Origin of the sequence: uncultured Tissierella sp. (assembly GCF_902479755.1) — a bacterium.
GTDB classification, from domain to species: Bacteria; Bacillota; Clostridia; order Tissierellales; family Tissierellaceae; genus Tissierella; species Tissierella carlieri.
In genome coordinates, this window is the sequence record NZ_CABSQO010000054.1 from 1 (window position 1) to 19,946 (window position 19,946).

Below are 19,946 nucleotides of genomic sequence, written 5' to 3' on the forward strand. Positions count from 1 at the left end.
TATTTATATTGACATATTTAATAATTAATACTATTATGATATTAACAAGTAAATTTTTTTGAATGTATTTCTATATTCAAAATTTGGAGGTACTTATATGACTTCTAGAATTAAGATTAAAGTTGTTGATATGAAAAGTAATTTTAGATTAAGATTACCTAGTATTCCTTTTTGGTTTATTACTGTCTTATTTTCTATAGCACTTAAATTTAAAGATAGGGCTATAATAAATATGGATGACTTAGATAATGATGCAAAGTTTTTTTTAGAACAATTGGACTATAGAATGCTAAAAGATTTAATTTATGAATTAAAATCCCAGAGTAGTTTTGATTTAGTTGATATATCTACTGGCGATGGAACAATGGTGAAGATTTCTATAATTTAGGAGAAAGGATGAAAATATGAAAAGAGAAGTAATAGGTAAATGTCCCGTATGTGGTGAGGAGCTTTATGTAACAAAACTTAGTTGCCATAAATGTCATACTCATATAGAAGGCAATTTCACACTTTGTAAATTTTGCAAACTTACTGATGAGCAGAAAAATTTCGTTGAAGTGTTTATAAAGAGCAGAGGAAATATAAAGGAAATAGAAAAAGAATTAGGCATATCCTATCCTACTGTTAGAGGAAGACTTGAAAATGTAATTGAAGCTCTAGGATACAGTCCTAAATATACAGAACCTACAGTTGATAAGAAGGAAATCTTGAAGAAATTAAATAGTGGTGAAATAACATCTGAAGAAGCTCTTAAGCTGCTTCAAGGTGAAGAATAGGAGGGGCAAAATGAAAGAAGAAAAAATGATGATTTTATCAATGCTTGAAGAAGGTAAGATAACATCTGAAGAAGCTATTAAGCTTATGGAAGCATTAGAAGATATGGAAATACCTAGGGAACATAATGAGTTCAAAGAAGAAAAAGACAACAGATTCAAAGACAGAAAATTTTCAAAACCAATATTTAATACTTTAGAGGATATCGGCACTGATATTGGTAATGCATTATCAACTATGTTTGATAGCCTAAAAGACATGGGTAATTCATTTAGTTTTATGGGTAATTATGAAACCATTACCACAGATTTAGATATGGATATATCTCATATTGAAAATCCAAGCTTAGATTTAAAAGCTGTTAATGGAAATATACGTTTAAGGTCAAATGATGAAGACAAACTTTTTATTAAGTCTACTTGTCAATATAAAAATGGGATAATTTCACAAAATGAACCTTATTTCGATTTTTATATGGATGGAGATAAAGTAATATTTACTCCAAAATATAATAGCAATATATCGATTAAGCTAGATGTTTCTTTACCAGAAAAACATTATAATGAAATCATACTAAATTCTAGTAATGGAAAGATAGATATAGAAGAATTAAGTATGCATACATTACGATGTACAACTACAAATTCCTCTATTGATGTTGTAGAAATAAATAGTAATGAAATTGATTTAACAACTAAAAATGGACGAATTGAATGTAGAGATACTAGTTCAGATATCATTAAAGCAGCTACTACAAATTCTAATATATTTTTAATGGATATACACTGTTCTGAAATCGATGCTAAAACAGCCAATGCTAAAATAGGTATCAACGATATTGATGCCCAAAAAATAATATGTAAAACCTCTAATGCGTCAATCGAGGCAGAAGATATTACTTGTGATATAATTCATTTAATTACTTCTAATGGTAAAATTACCTGTGATGATATAGATGTAGATAGAGCTAAAGAGATAAAACTAATGACTTCTAATGGCTCAATTAGCTCTGAGATTTATGAAGCTAACAATGATAGTTATTTTGATCTGGAAACTTCTATGGGTAATATCACCCTTGATATTCCCAATATAGTATATAAACTTAATAAACAAGCTAATTTAGGTTTCAAAAAGATAATAGCTCATAGTGTTAATTTTGATGAAAATAGGGAGCATTTAAATTTTATTGCTTCTACGTCAAATGGTTCAATAAAAATATATTAAGGAGTGATGACAATGTTGGGAGGGGAAAAAATGCAAATCTTAACAATGGTTAAAGAAGGAAAAATCACAACTGAAGAAGGCGTTAAACTACTAGATGCTCTAGATAATAATGATATTGCTTCAAATAATACTAATCTTAGTACTAAGGCCAAATGGCTAAAAGTAAGAGTCTTTGATCCAGAGGATTCTACTAAAGTAAATGTAACTTTACCTATTTCCCTTATCAATATAGGAGTTAAATTGGCTGGAAAATTTTCCCCCGAGTTTAAAGAGGCTGGTTTGACTGAAGATGATATGGAAGAAATATTTGCAGCTATCAAAAATGGAGAGACTGGCAAAATTGTGGAAGTAGATAGTGAAGATGGCACTAAGGTTGAGGTCGTAATAGAATAATCCCGCGATTGTGGGATTATTTTATTGTTTATAGTTTATTCTAATATAAAATCTGTTATAATAAATGTATCCATACATTTAAGGAGGATACCTATGAATAAATTTATTTTAAATAAGGATATAGATACGCCCTTATATATCCAACTCTATGAAAATTTTAAAATATTAATAGAGGAAAATCAATTGGAAAAGGAAAAGCTGCCTTCTATCCGTAGTCTTGCAAAATCACTGGGAGTAAACAATGTAACTGTAGTTAGTGCTTATAAGCTATTAGAGAAGGAAGGTTATGTATATTCAATTAAAGGAAGTGGAACTTATATAAAAAAATTACCAATTTCCGACGATATGCCTTATTTAGAAGAAGGTGATATGGAACTAATGGTATCTGGCATACTTCCCGTATCAAAAGATAGTATTAATTTTGCTTCTATGTCTCCTACACCAGATTTATTCCCAATAGAAGAGTTTAAACAAGCCCTAGTAGAAGTTTTAGATAGGGATGGAGGCCAAGCTTTTTTATATCCAGAGATAATAGGATATGAACCACTTCGAGAATCCATATCTAAATTTTTGGTGGAAAATTACGGTACCAAAGTAGATAAGGATCAAATATTAATCACCTCTGGCGGTCAACAAGGTCTAGACATAATATCAAAGACTTTGATTAATCATGGAGATTGTATATTAGTTGAAAATCCAACATATTCTGGTGCATTATCTGCATTTAAATCTAGAGGTGCTAAGATCATTGGAATACCTATGAACGAAGATGGCATAGATATTGATTTATTAAAATCTTATGCAAAAAGGTATAGTCCAAAATTCCTGTATATGATGACTAACTATCAAAGCCCCACCACATACTCATATAGCGATGATAAAAAGAAAGAACTTCTATTTTTATCAAAGGAACATGGATTTTATATAATAGAGGACGATTTCTTAACAGATTTATCTTTTGATGATAATGATAAAAAATCCACCTTAAAATCTATGGATAAACATAATCAAATTATTTTCATTAAGTCTTTCTCAAAAATATTTATGCCTGGGGTCCGTATTGGATTTATTACATTGCCTAATAAATTGTTTAAGGAAATTATAAAAGCTAAACATACCACAGATGTATCCTCATCTGGATATCTTCAAAGAGCATTTGATTTGTACTTAAGAAAAGGTTATTGGAAATCTCATATAGAAAAAATTAAAAGAGTGTACTCTGAAAAATATAATATTATGACTAGAGAGCTAGATAAATTAAATAACTATGGAATATCTTATGTAAATCCTAATGGCGGTCTTAGTATTTGGCTCAAATTACCTAAAGAAATAGATGTTTTAGAACTTTATAAGGAATGTACTGAAAACAATCTAGCAATTGTACCTGGAAAAGTTTTCTTTGTTGATGAGTCTATTTATTCTAATTATATAAGACTTAGTTTTGGAGCAATAAATAATGATGAGATAGTTGAGGGACTTAAGATTTTAGAAAATATAATATCTAAACCTTTTAAGGATAAAAATAACAATTATTTACCATTTATATAGAATCCATCTATTGAAGTTTTAAGCTAAAACTTCCTATAGATATAAGAGGAGGGTCCCTTACGGGGCCCTCCATTATTTATATTTCTTGTTTTAAAGCCTTCATCAAAGATACAATAGCCAGTAACATTACGAATATAAAAGGAAATGCTGCTGCTACTGAAGCAGTCTGCAATGCCTCTAGGCCTCCTGCAAGCAATAAAGATGTTGCTAGCAGAGCTTGAACCACTCCCCAAATAAATTGTTTCTTAGCAGTAGGGTTTAAATCTCCTTCTGAAGATAACATTCCTAGTACAAAGGTAGCTGAGTTTGCTGATGTAATAAAGAAAGTACCTAATAATACTACTGTAATTAATGATAATACTGTACTTAAAGGATAATTGCTAAATACTTGGAATAAAGCTGTAGATGGATTACTCGCTGCTGCAGCCAATCCTTCAACTCCAATTTTATCAACTAAATTTATACCCATTGAGCCAAATGCTGCAAACCAAACAACCGATACTACAGCAGGTGCAAGTATAACTCCTCCTATGAATTCTCTAATAGTTCTTCCTTTTGAAATACGTGCGATAAAGGTACCCACAAATGGAGCCCATGCTATCCACCATGCCCAATAAAATATTGTCCATGAGTTTAACCAACTATTATCACCAAATGCTTCAACATGAAGACTATCACTTATAAAGCCATTAATATATTGGCCTAATCCATTAGTGAACGAATTTATTACCTTTAGTGTAGGTCCTATTATGATAGTAAGTATAAGAAGTCCAAATGCCAACACTAGATTTATATCTCCTAATAGTTTTATACCTTTATCTATTCCACTAACTGCTGTCCAAATGTATAGAATTGTAATTACTACAATTATGCCTATCTGAACTAATTTAGTCTCTGGAATATTAAATAAAAAGTTTAAACCACTATTAATCTGTAATGTACCAAGTCCTAAAGATGTCGCTACTCCTGCAACTGTTGCAAATACTGCAAGTATATCTATTAATTTTCCAATAGGTCCATTAACTCTTTCCTCACCTAATAATGGTATGAAAATACTACTAATTAAACCTGGCTTATTCTTTCTAAATTGAAAATATGCTAGGGCAAGACCTATAATACTGTAATTAGCCCAAGGATGGAATCCCCAGTGCATAAAGGATGATTTCATAGCAAAATTTGCTGCTTGTAGGGTTCCTGATTCAATTCCTGGAGCCGGATTTACAAAATGTGATATAGGTTCAGCTACACCCCAAAATACAAGACCTATACCCATCCCGGCTCCAAATAACATTCCAAACCAAGAAGTCGTACTATATTCTGGCTTTGAATCATCTGGTCCTAGTTTAATATCTCCATATTTACTAAATGCTAATATAATGGCGAATACGACAAAGATGAACATAGATATTAAATAAGACCATCCAAAATTAGTTGTTAGGAAATTAAGTAATGAGTTTGCAAAATTTGAGAAATTCTCCTGTGCAACTATTCCCCATAAAACTATAGCTATAGATAGTGCAAGAGATATATAAAAAACCGTATTATCTTTTTGCTTTGTTTTATTCATTATAATTCCTCCCATTTTAGAGTAATTTAGAGGTGAATTTATAGGGGTGTTTATACACCCCTACTGTTTATTTAAATTCTTACCTTAAATACTGTTTGTTCCTTGACATCTTCTGTTAAAGCATCTAGTGCTACACCAACTCTATGATATCTAAGTTTCCATTGTTGTTCTTTAGATGTCGCCGGATCTCCTAGTGGATATGGAATAGATATTGTAGGTACTATCTTGTTTGAGCCTACTGTTGTTGCTACAGGTATTAGGTTACACATTTGAACTACTGGTATACCCGCTCTTTCAATTTCTTTTACCATTGTTGCACCGCAACGCGTACAAGTACCTCAGGTGGAAGTCATAATAACTCCATCTACATTATCTTCTTTTAATTTTTCAACTATTTCTTTACCCATTCTAGCTGCTTCAGCTTGAGTCGTTCCAGTTCCTACAGTGCTATAGAAATAATCATGAAGTTTACCTATTTTTCCTTCCTTTAGATACGCCCTCATTGCATCTATTGGCATAATAACATTTGGATCTGCATCTGCTGCTGCAGGGTCAAATCCAGCGTGAATGGTTTTATATACTCCTGATTCTAATCTCTCATCCTTAGATATATCATATCTTCCCCAACGTGTAGCAGAAGCAGATTGAATTCTATCTGGATTATCTACTGGTACTATTCCACCAGTTGTTACCATTGCAATATTTGCTTTAGATAAATCCTTAATCGGTGCTGCTATAGGAACTCTATCTTGTTTTGGTATTGGAAGTTCTGTTTCAAAAGGCTTATTGTTTAATTTTTTAATCAACATATCTACGCCTCTTTCTGCAGCAGTCTTTCCTGATTCTAACCACATTTGAGCTCTAATTCCTCTTGGGAAAAATCCTTCTTCATCAGCTGAGCCTGTTTTCTCACCTTTTAATAATTTATTTGCAAAGTTAGCTATTGCCTTTACGTCATCTCTTAATTTTGCTGCTGATTTTCCACCTTCGAAGATATATATATCTTTTTTAAACATCTCTACTCCAGGATTTTCCTCATTCATAGATGTGACAACTGGAACATTGAATTTTTCTTTAACAGCTTTACAGATAGTTCCACATGCCACTCCATATCTACCTGCTTGAAATGCTGGACCAGCAACAAATATATCAAATTCTTTACCTTCTAAAAATCCTAATATAGTTTCAACTGCTTCATCTGTATTAGAACCCATAAAGTTATCTCCACAGATAATAGTATGAGTAACTTCTGCCTCAAGCATACTATTTAGAGCAAGAGATGGTCCTACTAATCCTTCTCTAATCTCTGGCTTATAATCAGCAGTATCTTCTCCACCAATACCTGCAAAGAATTGATTTATATAATGAATTGCTTTTTTCATCTCTCCACCTCCTAAAATTCTTTCATAGTCTTAGTTGACCAACCTGCTATTCTATCTCCACAGAACATTGCATTATTTTCCATAATAATTGAGCCATCTTCTCTAACAGAAGCTCCTAATATTTCGTCATATGCCCATCCTCCAGATAATCCATCTCTGGCTAAAGCTTGTAATTCACCTATTACTTTATCAGCTGGAGGAAGTTCTATTAATTGAGAAACGTTTCCTGTAGACACTAGTGCATTTGCCTTTTCATCTAATGTAACAAGTGGTTGGGAAGCTCCATCTCTACCTGTACATTCATTACTTATACCTACTGTCTTTACACCTACATCTTCTAATGCAGCAAGGCATAAAATATAATCTGCATCAGGATTTCCATATCCCTCTTCAGTAACTATTGCTCCATCAGCCCCTAAAGACTTTGCCATTTGAGCTACAAATATTGCTGAACGTTTCTTTTGTTCTAGGGATACATTTAAGTTTGACATGATAACACCTAAGAAGTTAATGCTTTTTCCATGCTCTTTATATAATTCTTTAATAGTAGGGAAATTTTGGAAGTCATAAGTTGCCCATTTTGATGATGCTGGCATGAAACTACCAGATATCAATGCTCCATCTAATACTTCGTTTGGATTCATAAAAGAAGGAACATATTTATTCATATCCCATCCATATACTAAATCATTATATCCTAATTCCTCCATTTGAGATTGAGGTTGCATTACTAATACAACTGATGGAAGTTTATTTATTTCTTCTGATCTTTTAGTTATTGGCTCTAATTCAAATGTTTCAATTTCCTCCGGTTCTAAACCTTTTACTGTATTTCCTAAATATTCTGCAAATCTATGGGATGCCCATCTAATTGCTCTATTTTTCTTTTGTTGCTCAAATCTTTCAAACTCCTCATCTGTGTCCGCTACTATACAGATATTTATTAACTCAGAAAATAGAGTGTACTTAGCTCCTTCTCCACCCATATCGATTAATCCATCACCAAAGCTACCATAGTGCATGCCTACACCTAAAACACTGCATCCTTTCAATGCATGTACTCTTCCATTACCTGTAGCTTCAACATCTCCTGTAACTCCAGGAAATACTGGTCTACCATCTGGACGAATTCTCGGTTCTACAGCCTCTTTAACTGGAACTATTCTTGTATTTTCACCTGGCTTGGCTATTACTATGTCGAGATCTATAATGTGTTCATCTTCTTTGATAAAAGCCATAGCTTCTTCCTTATTTATGGATAGAATTCCATTATTAAACATGGTTTTCTCTCCAAAAACAACATCTTTTACTTGGAAATTACCAATTTCTAGTTTCATCTCTTCACTCCTTTTAAATTAATCATGATTATCTTTGTTAAATATTATATTATCATAATCATGATTACATTTCAATCATAATTATAGATAATTTTTAAAATATTTTTAATAGTATAGATAAACTTAATACTCAGCTTATTATGTACTATTCTACATTGATTTATTAACCATAAATGTAATATTCAGTAATTATAAATTGTTTGTAGAATGTGGACTTTTGTGCTAATATAAATTAGATATAAATATTTTAAAGTTGGTGGTAACATATATGAAGAAGCAAATACAAAAGAAAAGAATAATGTCTTACTTTATTAATGCAACTGAAGAAATAATAGATGAAGTTGGAATTAATGGAGTGACACTAAGAAAAGTAGCTGATAGAGCTGGATATAATAGTGCTACAGTTTATAATTATTTTGAAAATCTTGATCATTTAATTTTCTATGCAGCTATGAAATATATAAAAGATTATGCCCATGCTTTAGATACATATTTAAAAGATGCGAAAAATGCTATGGATAGATTTCTTAAAGTTTGGGAATGTTTTTGTGATTATGCTTATGATAAGCCAGAAATTTACAATGCTATTTTCTTTCCAAATTTAGAAAAGCATTTTGAAGATTATGTAGCTGATTATTATGAACTTTTCCCAGAAGATATGGTTAGCACAGATAAAAATATTTCTACTATGCTGTTGAAAACAGATATTAATGAGAGAGGGCAAACTACTGTATTTGCATGTGTGAATGAAGGATATATTCGTTCTGAAGATGCAAACAAATTGAATGATATGACTCTTTTAATCTTTGAAGGTATGCTAAAGAGAGTATTAAATAATAAGATTTCCTATGATGATGCAAGAAACAACACCATGGATTATATTAAATCTATAGTAGAGAGATTTTTAATTAAAGATTATGATTTTTATTATTAAAAATCTTATAAAAACACTTGACATTTATATTTTTACAGTATATGCTTAAAGACGAACTTAATAATCTCGGTAGGTGAGGTTACTATAAGGATATGGATTGCTGCCGTAAAAGGGTGGAAACACTCTGCACTGGTTAGCAGGTTTTGTCGCAAGGCTCAACCTAATGCAATTTCAGCGCCTTATAAAGCCAAAACTTGAACGAAAAGAGTAAATCCTTCCCCTTCAAGCTTTGGTGGAGGATTATTATTTTTTTGGAGGTGAGTAAATTTATGGATTCTGGACCGAGTAGTATTTATATAGAGGAAGGTTGAAGTATATGTATAATCAACATCATATAATTATATTATAATAATTATCTTTTCTTTACATATACCTAAAAAGACCTTTCTGAAAAAATTTTCCAAATTTATTTTAAATTTAAAAATTCAATACAAATTTAACTTATGGTTAGACTATTTACTGAACCATTATTTAGTATTGTCTTTTTTGGAGGTGTAAATTATGAGGAAGAAAAGAGTTTATAGTAATGAAAATATTAATAAAGATCTACAAGATATGAGTTCAAAAAATATTGATACCATTTTTAGAGAATTAGATTCCTCCATCAATGGTTTATCTGAAGTAGAAGCAAATAGCAGATTAAACTTTTATGGACACAACGAAATAATTTCTCAAAAAAGAAATCCTTGGTATATTTACCTTTTAAATTCCTTTATAGATCCCTTTATTTTAATATTATTAGTTATAGTTTTTGTATCTTATTTTACTGATATTGTTTTTGCTCCGTCTGGCGAAAAATCTTGGATTACTATCATAATTATTTCCACTATGATATTAGTTAGTGCAATCCTTAAATTTTCTCAAGAACATAAATCTCAAATAACAGCAGATAATTTAAAAGATTTAGTTCCTACAACAACAGCTGTTGAAAGAGAGACTATGGGGAAAAAAGAAATCAATATATCTGATGTAGTTCCAGGAGATATTATTCATTTGGCAGCTGGAGATTTAATACCAGCAGACCTAAGAATTATTACTTGCAAAGATTTGTTCATCAGTCAATCTTCATTAACAGGTGAATCAGAACCTGTTGAGAAGTTTTCAGAAATTAATGATAAAGATGTAAATAAGAATATCGCTGATCTAGAAAATATTGCCTTAATGGGGACCATAGTTGTTAGCGGTTCTGCAATAGGTATAGTTTTGCAGACAGGAAACCAAACGTATTTTGGTACTATTGCAGAATCTCTTACTAAAGACAGAGGTCAAACTAGTTTTGAGGAGGGTGTTAAAAGCGTCAGCTTTCTTCTAATAAGATTTATGTTAATTATGGTTCCTATAGTTTTCTTAATAAATGGATTGACAAAAAAAGACTGGCTAAGTGCCTTTTTATTTGCTATTTCAGTAGCTGTAGGCTTGACTCCTGAGATGCTTCCAACTTTAGTTTCTACAAACCTTGCAAAAGGAGCAATATCTTTATCTAAACGTAAAATTGTAGTTAAAAGATTAAGTTCTATTCAAAACTTTGGTGCCATGGACATTTTATGTACAGATAAAACTGGGACTTTAACCTTAGATAAAATTATATTGGAAACACATTTAGATGTACTAGGCAATGAAAATGATAGAGTCTTAAGACATGGATACTTGAATAGTTATTATCAAACGGGATTAAAAAACTTGTTAGATATTGCTGTAATAGAATATGGTAATGAAAAAGGATTTAATGAAGCAACAAAAATATATGAAAGAGTAGACGAGATTCCCTTTGATTTTACAAGACGTAGGATGTCAGTAGTAGTTGAAAGTGAAAATGGAAAAAGGCAACTTATAACTAAAGGTGCTGTTGAAGAAATGCTTTCTATATGTTCTTTTGTAGAAATCAATGGAGATGTTTTACCTTTAACTGAAGAATTAATAGCAACAGTCATGGATATGGTAACTAAACTTAATGAAGATGGCATGAGAGTTCTTGCTATAGCTCAAAAAAATAATGTACCAGATGAAAATGTATTTAGTATTAAAGATGAAAGTAATATGGTTCTTATTGGATATATAGGTTTCTTAGATCCTCCAAAGGATTCAGCTGTTTCTGCAATAAAGGCATTATATGAACACGGAGTAGATGTAAAGGTATTAACTGGAGACAATGATATAGTTGCTAAAAAAATATGCAAAGATGTGGGGATTCCTATAGATAATGTTGTCTTAGGTATAGATATAGAAGAAATGACGGATGAAAGGTTGTATGAAATAGCTTCAAAGTCCAGTATCCTAGCGAAACTATCCCCAATGCAAAAAGAAAGAGTTATTTCTATTCTACAGAATAATGGTCATGTTGTTGGTTTCTTGGGCGACGGCATCAACGATTCTCAAGCCCTAAAACAAGCTGATGTAGGTATTTCTGTAGATACAGCAGTTGATATAGCTAAGGAATCTGCTGATATAATATTACTTGAAAAAGACTTAAATGTTTTGGAAAAAGGAGTAATTGAAGGCAGGAGGGTATTTGGAAATATTGTTAAATATATAAATATGACTGCTAGCTCTAACTTTGGAAATGTATTTAGTGTATTAGCAGCTAGTGCATTTCTTCCATTTTTACCAATGTTGCCAATACAGTTACTTGTGCAAAACTTACTCTATAGTATTTCTCAAATAGCTATACCATGGGATAATATGGATGAAGAATATTTAAGAACGCCTCAGAAATGGAATGCCGATAAAATAGGTAAGTTTATGTTATATATAGGACCTATTAGTTCCATATTTGATATTGCTACCTTTGCTATTATGTGGTTTGTGTTTAAGGCAAATACAATAGAATTACAGCCTTTATTTCAATCCGGTTGGTTTATAGTAGGCATTGTATCGCAAACTTTAATAGTTCATATGATTAGGACAAAGAAGATTCCATTTTTACAAAGTAGAGCTTCTACTCCACTTATGGTAATGACATTTATAATAATAAGTATAGGCATATTAATTCCATATACTGAATTCGGAACTTATATAGGACTTGTTCCCCTTCCAGCAAGTTATTTTCCTTGGCTAATGGGAATATTATTAGCCTATTCCATTCTTACACAAATTGTTAAAAATATTTATATTAAAAAATTTAATACTTGGATGTAAATTCCTCTAAAACCCTATTAAATCTAATAGGGTTTTCTAATACCAATAAATGGGTGCAACTTTCAAATATTATTAACTCTGAATTCTTAATATTTTTTTTAAGATATTTTCCTACATCAACTGAATAGAAAGTACTTTTTCCTCCGAATATAATTAAAGTTGGTATGTGTATTTTACTCAAATTATCTCTATAATCCTTTTCTATCATAAATTTCCACATTGAGTACATTACATGAGGAGAATTATTTTTCATCTTATCCATTGAAATATTAAATTGTTTTTCATTAAAATAAGGTGCCATATTTCTTATAAATTTTTCTGCAAATCCTATCCAATTTTCTTTGATTAAACTTAAATCCTTTAATGCATCTTCCATAGTATATTTACCATGATATAAACCTAAATTCCAGCTATTATCATTTATAGCCTTAGGCCCTTTATCTACAATACATATTTTAGATATCTTTTGTAATCCAAATAAATTTATATATTCAAATATAACCCATGCTCCCATTGACCAACCAACTAATATTACATCTTTTAGTTCTAGATATTCTATAAACTCTCTTAAATCTAATGCAAATCTATCCAAATTTAATCCATAATCTGTCCTATCTGATATGCCATGACCTCTTAAATCATAGGTTATTATTTTATATTTCTTAGATAATACTCTTTGTTGTATTCTAAATGAATTATGATCTTCTGCGAATCCATGGATAAAAATTATTGGTAATCCTTCTCCTTTTACTTCATAATATAATTTGACATTATCACTTGTAGTAAAAAATTCCATCATTATCACATCCTATTTATTCTTCACTAATAATTATATATCATTTAAGTAATTTAAAAAACTTTTATAATATTACTAAAATAAAAATTAAAAGTACAAATCCTATTACCCCTGAAATTGGATATAATGTCGCTACTAAGTTGGAGAATCCAAACTTAGCTAGAGGAATGGATAGCAAGCAGAATAAGGTTATTATAAGTTTCTTATATTTACTCTTAGAAACCTTATTTATAATACCAAAACCATTAGCTAATGCGGTTGTAAACATAGCAGCCCATAGTATAATTGAATAAAATTTTCCATATCCACTTCCTATATAATTACATATTCTTAGCATCGGAATATCCATAGTAGCTACCTCATCATAATAAACAAGCATGGAACTTAATATAGATAAACCAAGGATAAATAATATTATTCCTCCCGATACACCACCTAAAATGGCTGTTTTTTTGCTATCTATCAATGATAATAGGGACGAGAATACTATGATAATAATTAAGGAATTGGAGCCTAGATATAAAAGAGAGGATGATAGAAAATTTCCTTTCAGCGTCAAATTTACTCCATTTATATTAGATAAATAATATCCTTCTTTTATATTTAAATATATAGATGTAAATATAATACCTATAATAAGTAAAGGAACCAATAAAGAGTTAATAAAGGAAAGTCCTTCTAAACTAAATAGAAATACTATAAATGACAAAACTATCATTACAATAATCCCAAGGTTAAAAGATAAACCTAGCTCCTCCTCAAATATTGCACCACTACCTGCAACCATAACACTAAACCCCGTGTATAAGAAAATTGTCATTATATTATCTAATATTAATCCAAATTTCTTTCCAAATATTTTACATATTAATTCCTCAAATCCACTTATTTTATTGTTAAATATCTTTAAAAGAAGTAATCCTCCTATCAAAGAAAACAATATTCCTGATATTGTTATCCCAAAAATTCCCTTTATCCCATATACTCCAAAAAATTCTATAATCTCTCTACCAGAAGCAAAACCTGCACCTATAACTGTACCTACATATATTGATGCTATTTTCATCCATTTCCTATTGATTACCTTCTTCATCATCCTCCCCCTTTCTAATATTTAATAATATTAGAATAGAGCTTATCCTATAACAACTTAGTAAAAAAGAAGTTCTACTCCTAGCATGGAGCAGAACCTTATTCTATGCATTATGAATATATTTTAACATCTTGAAGAACATTTTATCTCTTCTTTTTATAGCTTCTTCATCTTTACCTTCTGAATAATCATAGAAACCTTTCTTTGATTTAACGCCTAACTCATTATTATCCATTAATTTCTTCAATACTTCTTGTGGTTTTTTTACATCAGATAAATCATTAAATAAATATGAAGATATATAGTAGAATGTATCTAACCCTCCTAAATCTGCTGTCTCTAAAGGACCTATTATTGGATATCTAAATCCAGGTCCATATTTCATAGCTCTATCCACATCTTCAAAAGTAGCTATTCCCTCTTCTACTATATTCAATGCCTCTCTAAATACTGCAAACTGTATTCTATTACCAATAAATCCTGGAGCATCTTTTTGTACAACTACTGGCTCCTTATCTATTTTTCTTACTAATTTCAATAATATATCTACAGTTCCACCACTTGTCCCTTCTCCTCTTATTAATTCAACTAATGGAATAATATGAGGTGGATTCCAAAAATGCATTCCTATAAATCTATCCCTATTTTTTACTTTCTTAGATATTTCCGTAATACTAAGTCCAGAGGTATTTGTTGCAAATATAGCATCAGATTTAGCTATTTCTTCTACCTCTTTCCAGAAATCCTGTTTTATATCCATTTTTTCTATAATAGCTTCAATTATTACATCACAGTCAGAAAAAACTTTTTTATCTATGGAATATTTTATATTTTTCACTGTATTTTCAACTTCTGATTCTGCCATAAGACCTTCTTCTATTAAACTACTATTAAATATAGATACTAATCTTTTAGAGCCTTTTAGAAATTCTTCTTTAATATCAGTTATAACTACTTCATATCCCTTTCGTGCAAATATTTGAGCTATACCAGATCCCATAGTTCCTGCCCCTGCTATACCTATCTTTTTAATATCCTCTATCTTCATCTTGTAACCTCCTTTTAATCGTATCTCCCCATCTAATTATTATACTAGATGGGGAGATATTTATCTCTTATTATTTTTCTAATAAATTCCTAAACTTGCAAGAATTATAGCTGCAATAGTGGCTACCACTGGTAAAGCTACTGAAGTAACAAATATATCTATATATGAATCCTTATGAGTCATACCTGTAACGGCAAGTAAAGTCAATACAGCCCCATTATGTGGAAGTGTATCAAGGCCTCCTGATGAAAGTGAAGCTATTCTATGAAAAGCCTGAGGACTAATACCTGTCTCCAAAGCCAATTGATAATATTTTGCTCCCAAAGCTTCTAATGCTATACCCATTCCTCCTGAAGCTGAGCCTGTTGCACCAGCCAAAATATTTACTGCTATTGATTCTGAAATAAGGGGAGAACCTTTTATCCCTAGAAGTAAATCTGTTAATGTCTGAAATCCTGGTACTGCCCTTACTATTGAACCAAATCCAACAGCGGCAGATGTATTTATAATTGCAGTAATTGATGATGTTGCTCCTCCGCTAATGGATTTAGTAAAACCTTTGTATTTGCTAGGATTAGTTATCATTGCCATGATTATACCGGCTAATAAACATACTACTATATCCCATTTTAACCTTTCTATATTTAAAGTTAATATTACAGTAAGCAAAGGTAAAAATGAAAGAAATGGATTTGGAAGTTCTTGTACTTCAGCTTCAGCATTTACATTTCCTTTCTTTTCAGGCTCAATAAAGCCTTCACCCTTAGCTGTAAATCTCTTTTCTCTCCATATAAGATATGCATATCCTCCACCTAATAATATAGCTGAAGCTACTAAGCCCATAATTGGACCTGCTGTAGGTGTTGTGTTAAAATAATCCGTAGGAATTAAATTTTGAATTTGAGGTGTTCCTGGCAATGCTGTCATTGTAAAGGTAAATGATCCAAGGGCTATTGCTCCAGGAATAAGTTTTCTAGTAATATTAGCTTCTCTGAATAATTCTAATGCCAAAGGATACATTGCAAATACAACTACAAATAGAGATATACCACCATAAGTCAATACTGCACAGCCTACTACTACACTAAGGATAGCTCTCTTTGCACCTAGCACTTTTGTAAGCCATTTAGCTATGGACTTAGCTGCACCAGTATAATCCATCAATGTTCCAAATATTGCACCTAACATAAATACTGGAAACCAAGATTTTGTAAATCCTACAAAACCAGCCATATAAGTATCTTTATATGCTGGAAGTAGTTCTAGACCACCTGTTAAAGCTACTACTAATGCACATAGAGGAGCTATCCAAATTATAGAGTATCCTCTATAAGCTAAGAACATCAATAATACTAATCCGATAATAATACCTAGCATAATTACTTCCCCCTTTTATTTTACTTGATATTTTATTTATCATTTGTCTTTTTAAAAATTTTATCTTTTGTTTTTAATAGCCTTATCTTTTGTTTCTAATGAGGATTATTTTATCTCTTGTTTTTCTATTAAAACTTTAGTATTTTTAGCCAGCTGTCCAGCCCCCATCTATTGTAAATGTTGAGCCTGTGATATGAGCTCCTGCACTTGAACATAAGAATTTGGCCACATCTGCAATAGTTTCAGGTTCTATTAGTTTTTTAACTGCCGCTTTTTGTAACATTACTTTTTCAATAACTTCTTCCCTTGATATTCCATGGGATGCTGCTTGAGCATCAATTTGATTATCCACTAAAGGAGTTCTAACATATGCTGGACAAATTGAATTTACAGTTATTCCATAAGGTCCTCCTTCTAAAGCAGTAGTTTTTGTCAGTCCTGAAAGACCATGTTTAGCTGAAACATAAGCAACTTTAAATTCAGATGCTACTAATCCATGAATTGAATTTAAATTTATTATTCTTCCCCAACCTTGCTCTTTCATTGAATTCCATACATACTTAGTTAGTAGGAATGGAGCCGTTAACATTAAATTAATCATAAAATCCCATTTATCCTCTGGAAAATCTTCTATTGGAGATACTGTTTGAATTCCTGCCACATTTACAAGAATATCTACCTTTGAATATTTATCTAAAGTATAATCGACTAAATCCTTACAACCTTCTCTTGTGCTTAAATCTACCTTAAAATAATCTACACTTATTCTTTCTGACTCATTTTTTAATCTTTCTTCATTAATATCAGCCATAACTATCTTAGCACCATCTTTAGAAAAAGCTTCCGCAACAGCTAATCCAATTCCACTGGCTGCTCCTGTCACAATACATACTTTATTTTCTAACATCCTTATACCTCCTTGATTTAATTGTTTAACTATTAATATAGCAAAATTCATGCCATTGATTCTTGGTATGAATGTTAGTTTTTTATCTAAATATCCATATTTAAACAAAAAAACAAGCATATTTTTCATAAAATATACTTGTTTTTATATTTTGTTTTTTAAAAAATATAATAATTTAAAGTTAATGTAAGGTTATACTTACATTAACTTACTTTAAATTTATAGAGTGTAAGTTTTTCCTTACATCAAATCTTCCTTTTCTAATTTTTCGTAAATTTTTCTGACAATTCTTTTAATTGTGAGAAAAATAACATTACATATCTATTTCATATTTTGAAATCTTCTCATATAAACTTGTCCTGCTAATATCTAATGTATTGGCAGCTAAAGTCTTGTTGCCATTAGCAATTATTAGGCTATCTATTATAGATTGTTTTTCTACCTCTTCTAAAATGGATTTTAAACTTTTCATCTGCTTATTTCTAGTCATACCTGTAATTTTAGTAGGCAAATGTTCTGGCTTAATTATTGTTTCTTCTTCTAAGAAATTTATAGCCCTCTCTAGGATATTTTCTAGCTCCCTTACATTTCCAGGCCAATCATAATTTTTTAAATATTCTATTGTACTCTCTGATATCTTATCTACTTTTATATTTTCTCCTTTTGATATCTTGTTTACTAAATACTTGGACAGAATAGTTATATCTTCTTTTCTTTCCCTTAAGGGAGGAATTTTTATACTTACTACATTTAATCTATAATATAAATCTAATCTAAACATATCTTCAGATACCATTTTTTCTAGATCTTTATTAGTTGCTGCTATAACTCTAATATCAATTTTCTCTGAATAATTACAACCTATTCTCTCTATTTCTTTATCTTGGAGAACTCTTAATAATTTTACCTGCATATTCATAGGTAAATCACCAATTTCATCTAAAAAGATAGTACCTCCATCTGCAGCCTTAAACTTCCCGATCTTTCCTCCTTTTTTAGCACCTGTAAAAGAACCTTCTTCATATCCAAATAATTCTGATTCTAATAACTCATATGGAATTGCCCCACAATTTACTCTAATAAAAGGTGCATCTATACGTCTACTGTTATTATGAATTGCATGTGCAAATAATTCTTTTCCAGTGCCAGATTCTCCTAAAATTAGAACATTTGAATTCGTCTTTGCTGCCCTTTTTGTAAGTTCCTTCAGGCTTTCCATAGACTTACTTATACTTATGATGCTATCTAAAGCATAATTTGCTTTGTTTACTTTTTTAAATTCATCCTTATATAGATTCAATTCTTTCTCAATCTTATTTATCTTCATATATAGGGAATTTAATTCATCTACATCTTTAAATAATACCTTACCTACAGCACCTACTACATTACCATTAACAAATACTGGTATTCTAGTAGCTATCATATTTTTACCATTTATCTCTTGAACTTGGGCAATTTCTGGTATTCCTGTCTTTATTACAATATCCATTCTCGTATTCTCTATAACTTCTCGTACATGTTTGCCTATTGCCACTTCTCTATCTACTCCTAAGAATTCCGCATAAGGATTACTTAACATTTCTATATATCCATCTTTATTAACATAAACAATAGCATCATTTGTAGCTTCCATTACTGTATTTAATAGAGAAGATGCTTCTATCTCATCATCAAACTGTCTAATAAATTCTTTATAAGTATCTAATTTTTGAAAAATTATATAGGCTCCTTCATTAGTATCATTATTAGAAATTGCTTTTTTTATTACAATAATATCTTTGCCATTATATTTTAGTTTCTGGGATTCATGTTTTTTATTAGACTTTAAAAAAGATTTAATCTTAAAATTAGATAGGATATTAGATAGGTTTCTGTTTAGATTATTTTCATCAAATAATTCTAATATATTTAAAGCTTCACTATTAAAAAAATTTATATTACAATATTCATCTACTACTAAAATACCTATATTTAAAGAATTAGCTAGATTATATAAATTTATCCCGTTATTAGACATTATTTGCCCACTCCTATTTATATTCTAATATAATTATACCATATATTATATAAATCTAACTTTATTTAAAATATAACACAGTTCAAAGGCTTACTATTAATTTACGCTCTTTACCCGTAAGGTATCATTTGCTCGTATAGATTTGGTCCTAACGGACACTCCTAATGAGAAATTCTACATCAAGGTTGGTGCTCATTGCCTTTGACCTACCTACAATTCGCTATCGCTCATTAGGTTAGGTCATCTCTCGCAGTCTCACTGCACAAATTCATTTGCTCATTATCATTCGCATGAATTTGGCGTTCGTTGCGTTTGACCTACTAAAGCTCACTATCGTTCGCTAAGTTAGGTCATAAAAAAAAGCCCTACTACGACCAACGTAATAGAGCTTTTTATTAATTTTATGTAGCC

Annotated in this window: 16 protein-coding genes and 1 riboswitch; of the genes, 7 read left to right on the top strand and 9 right to left on the bottom strand. The window is 30.6% G+C overall.

Features of this window, described 5'->3' with window-relative positions; all coding sequences use genetic code 11:
• The first annotated feature begins 97 nt into the window (after nt 1-97).
• The 5 genes from RDK80_RS18370 (at nt 98) to RDK80_RS18390 (ending at nt 3,939) form a co-directional block, all read left to right on the top strand.
• Nucleotides 98-388 carry a hypothetical protein gene (locus RDK80_RS18370; RefSeq protein ID WP_094898657.1) on the top strand — a complete coding sequence of 97 codons (291 nt, stop codon included), beginning with the start codon at nt 98-100 and terminating at the stop codon, nt 386-388.
• 16 nt (nt 389-404) lie between these two features.
• Nucleotides 405-776, top strand: coding sequence for a DUF2089 domain-containing protein (locus RDK80_RS18375; protein WP_094898656.1), 372 nt, complete (start codon nt 405-407; stop codon nt 774-776).
• Nucleotides 777-786: 10 nt separating this feature from the next.
• Nucleotides 787-1,998: a DUF4097 family beta strand repeat-containing protein gene (locus tag RDK80_RS18380; RefSeq protein ID WP_308525116.1), complete on the top strand. Its 1,212-nt coding sequence runs from the start codon at nt 787-789 to the stop codon at nt 1,996-1,998.
• A gap of 30 nt (nt 1,999-2,028) precedes the next feature.
• Nucleotides 2,029-2,391 (top strand): hypothetical protein, encoded by a 363-nt coding sequence (locus tag RDK80_RS18385; RefSeq protein ID WP_235601176.1) that lies wholly within the window; start codon nt 2,029-2,031, stop codon nt 2,389-2,391.
• A 93-nt stretch (nt 2,392-2,484) separates the two neighbouring features.
• Complete coding sequence (locus tag RDK80_RS18390; RefSeq protein WP_308525117.1) at nt 2,485-3,939, top strand: PLP-dependent aminotransferase family protein; 1,455 nt, start codon at nt 2,485-2,487, stop codon at nt 3,937-3,939.
• Between the two features lie 76 nt (nt 3,940-4,015).
• Here RDK80_RS18390 and RDK80_RS18395 read toward each other — a convergent pair whose 3' ends face one another.
• The 3 genes from RDK80_RS18395 to RDK80_RS18405 form a co-directional block, all read right to left on the bottom strand.
• The gene (locus RDK80_RS18395) at nt 4,016-5,506 is read right to left on the bottom strand and encodes a BCCT family transporter (protein ID WP_308525118.1); all 1,491 of its coding nucleotides are present in this window, start codon (nt 5,504-5,506) and stop codon (nt 4,016-4,018) included.
• Nucleotides 5,507-5,577: 71 nt separating this feature from the next.
• Nucleotides 5,578-6,888, bottom strand: coding sequence for a betaine reductase selenoprotein B (grdH, locus tag RDK80_RS18400; protein ID WP_308525119.1), 1,311 nt, complete (start codon nt 6,886-6,888; stop codon nt 5,578-5,580).
• 11 nt (nt 6,889-6,899) lie between these two features.
• Entirely contained in the window at nt 6,900-8,225 is a 1,326-nt protein-coding gene (locus tag RDK80_RS18405) for a glycine/sarcosine/betaine reductase component B subunit (protein WP_094898650.1), read from the bottom strand.
• Nucleotides 8,226-8,493: 268 nt separating this feature from the next.
• Here RDK80_RS18405 and RDK80_RS18410 point away from each other — a divergent pair, with 268 nt between their 5' ends.
• A complete protein-coding gene (locus RDK80_RS18410) occupies nt 8,494-9,159 on the top strand; it encodes a TetR/AcrR family transcriptional regulator (protein WP_308525120.1) in 666 nt (221 codons plus the stop codon).
• Between the two features lie 58 nt (nt 9,160-9,217).
• A riboswitch (M-box (ykoK) riboswitch) is annotated at nt 9,218-9,372 on the top strand.
• Between the two features lie 288 nt (nt 9,373-9,660).
• Nucleotides 9,661-12,294, top strand: a complete 2,634-nt coding sequence (gene mgtA / locus RDK80_RS18415) for a magnesium-translocating P-type ATPase (protein WP_308525121.1) — start codon at nt 9,661-9,663, stop codon at nt 12,292-12,294.
• Here the strand turns inward: mgtA and RDK80_RS18420 are convergent.
• From RDK80_RS18420 to RDK80_RS18445, 6 genes are all read right to left on the bottom strand, one after another.
• Nucleotides 12,278-13,090, bottom strand: coding sequence for an alpha/beta hydrolase (locus RDK80_RS18420; RefSeq protein ID WP_308525122.1), 813 nt, complete (start codon nt 13,088-13,090; stop codon nt 12,278-12,280). The two genes, mgtA and RDK80_RS18420, sit on opposite strands and share 17 nt — an antisense overlap.
• A 64-nt stretch (nt 13,091-13,154) precedes the next feature.
• Nucleotides 13,155-14,183, bottom strand: a complete 1,029-nt coding sequence (locus RDK80_RS18425) for a hypothetical protein (protein WP_308525123.1) — start codon at nt 14,181-14,183, stop codon at nt 13,155-13,157.
• A 103-nt stretch (nt 14,184-14,286) separates the two neighbouring features.
• Nucleotides 14,287-15,231 carry a 3-hydroxyacyl-CoA dehydrogenase family protein gene (locus RDK80_RS18430; RefSeq protein ID WP_308525124.1) on the bottom strand — a complete coding sequence of 315 codons (945 nt, stop codon included), beginning with the start codon at nt 15,229-15,231 and terminating at the stop codon, nt 14,287-14,289.
• 78 nt (nt 15,232-15,309) lie between these two features.
• Nucleotides 15,310-16,608, bottom strand: coding sequence for a GntP family permease (locus RDK80_RS18435; RefSeq protein WP_094898643.1), 1,299 nt, complete (start codon nt 16,606-16,608; stop codon nt 15,310-15,312).
• 145 nt (nt 16,609-16,753) lie between these two features.
• Nucleotides 16,754-17,515 carry a 3-hydroxybutyrate dehydrogenase gene (locus tag RDK80_RS18440; protein ID WP_308525125.1) on the bottom strand — a complete coding sequence of 254 codons (762 nt, stop codon included), beginning with the start codon at nt 17,513-17,515 and terminating at the stop codon, nt 16,754-16,756.
• A gap of 313 nt (nt 17,516-17,828) precedes the next feature.
• Nucleotides 17,829-19,535, bottom strand: coding sequence for a sigma 54-interacting transcriptional regulator (locus tag RDK80_RS18445; protein ID WP_308525126.1), 1,707 nt, complete (start codon nt 19,533-19,535; stop codon nt 17,829-17,831).
• Nucleotides 19,536-19,946: the final 411 nt, after the last annotated feature.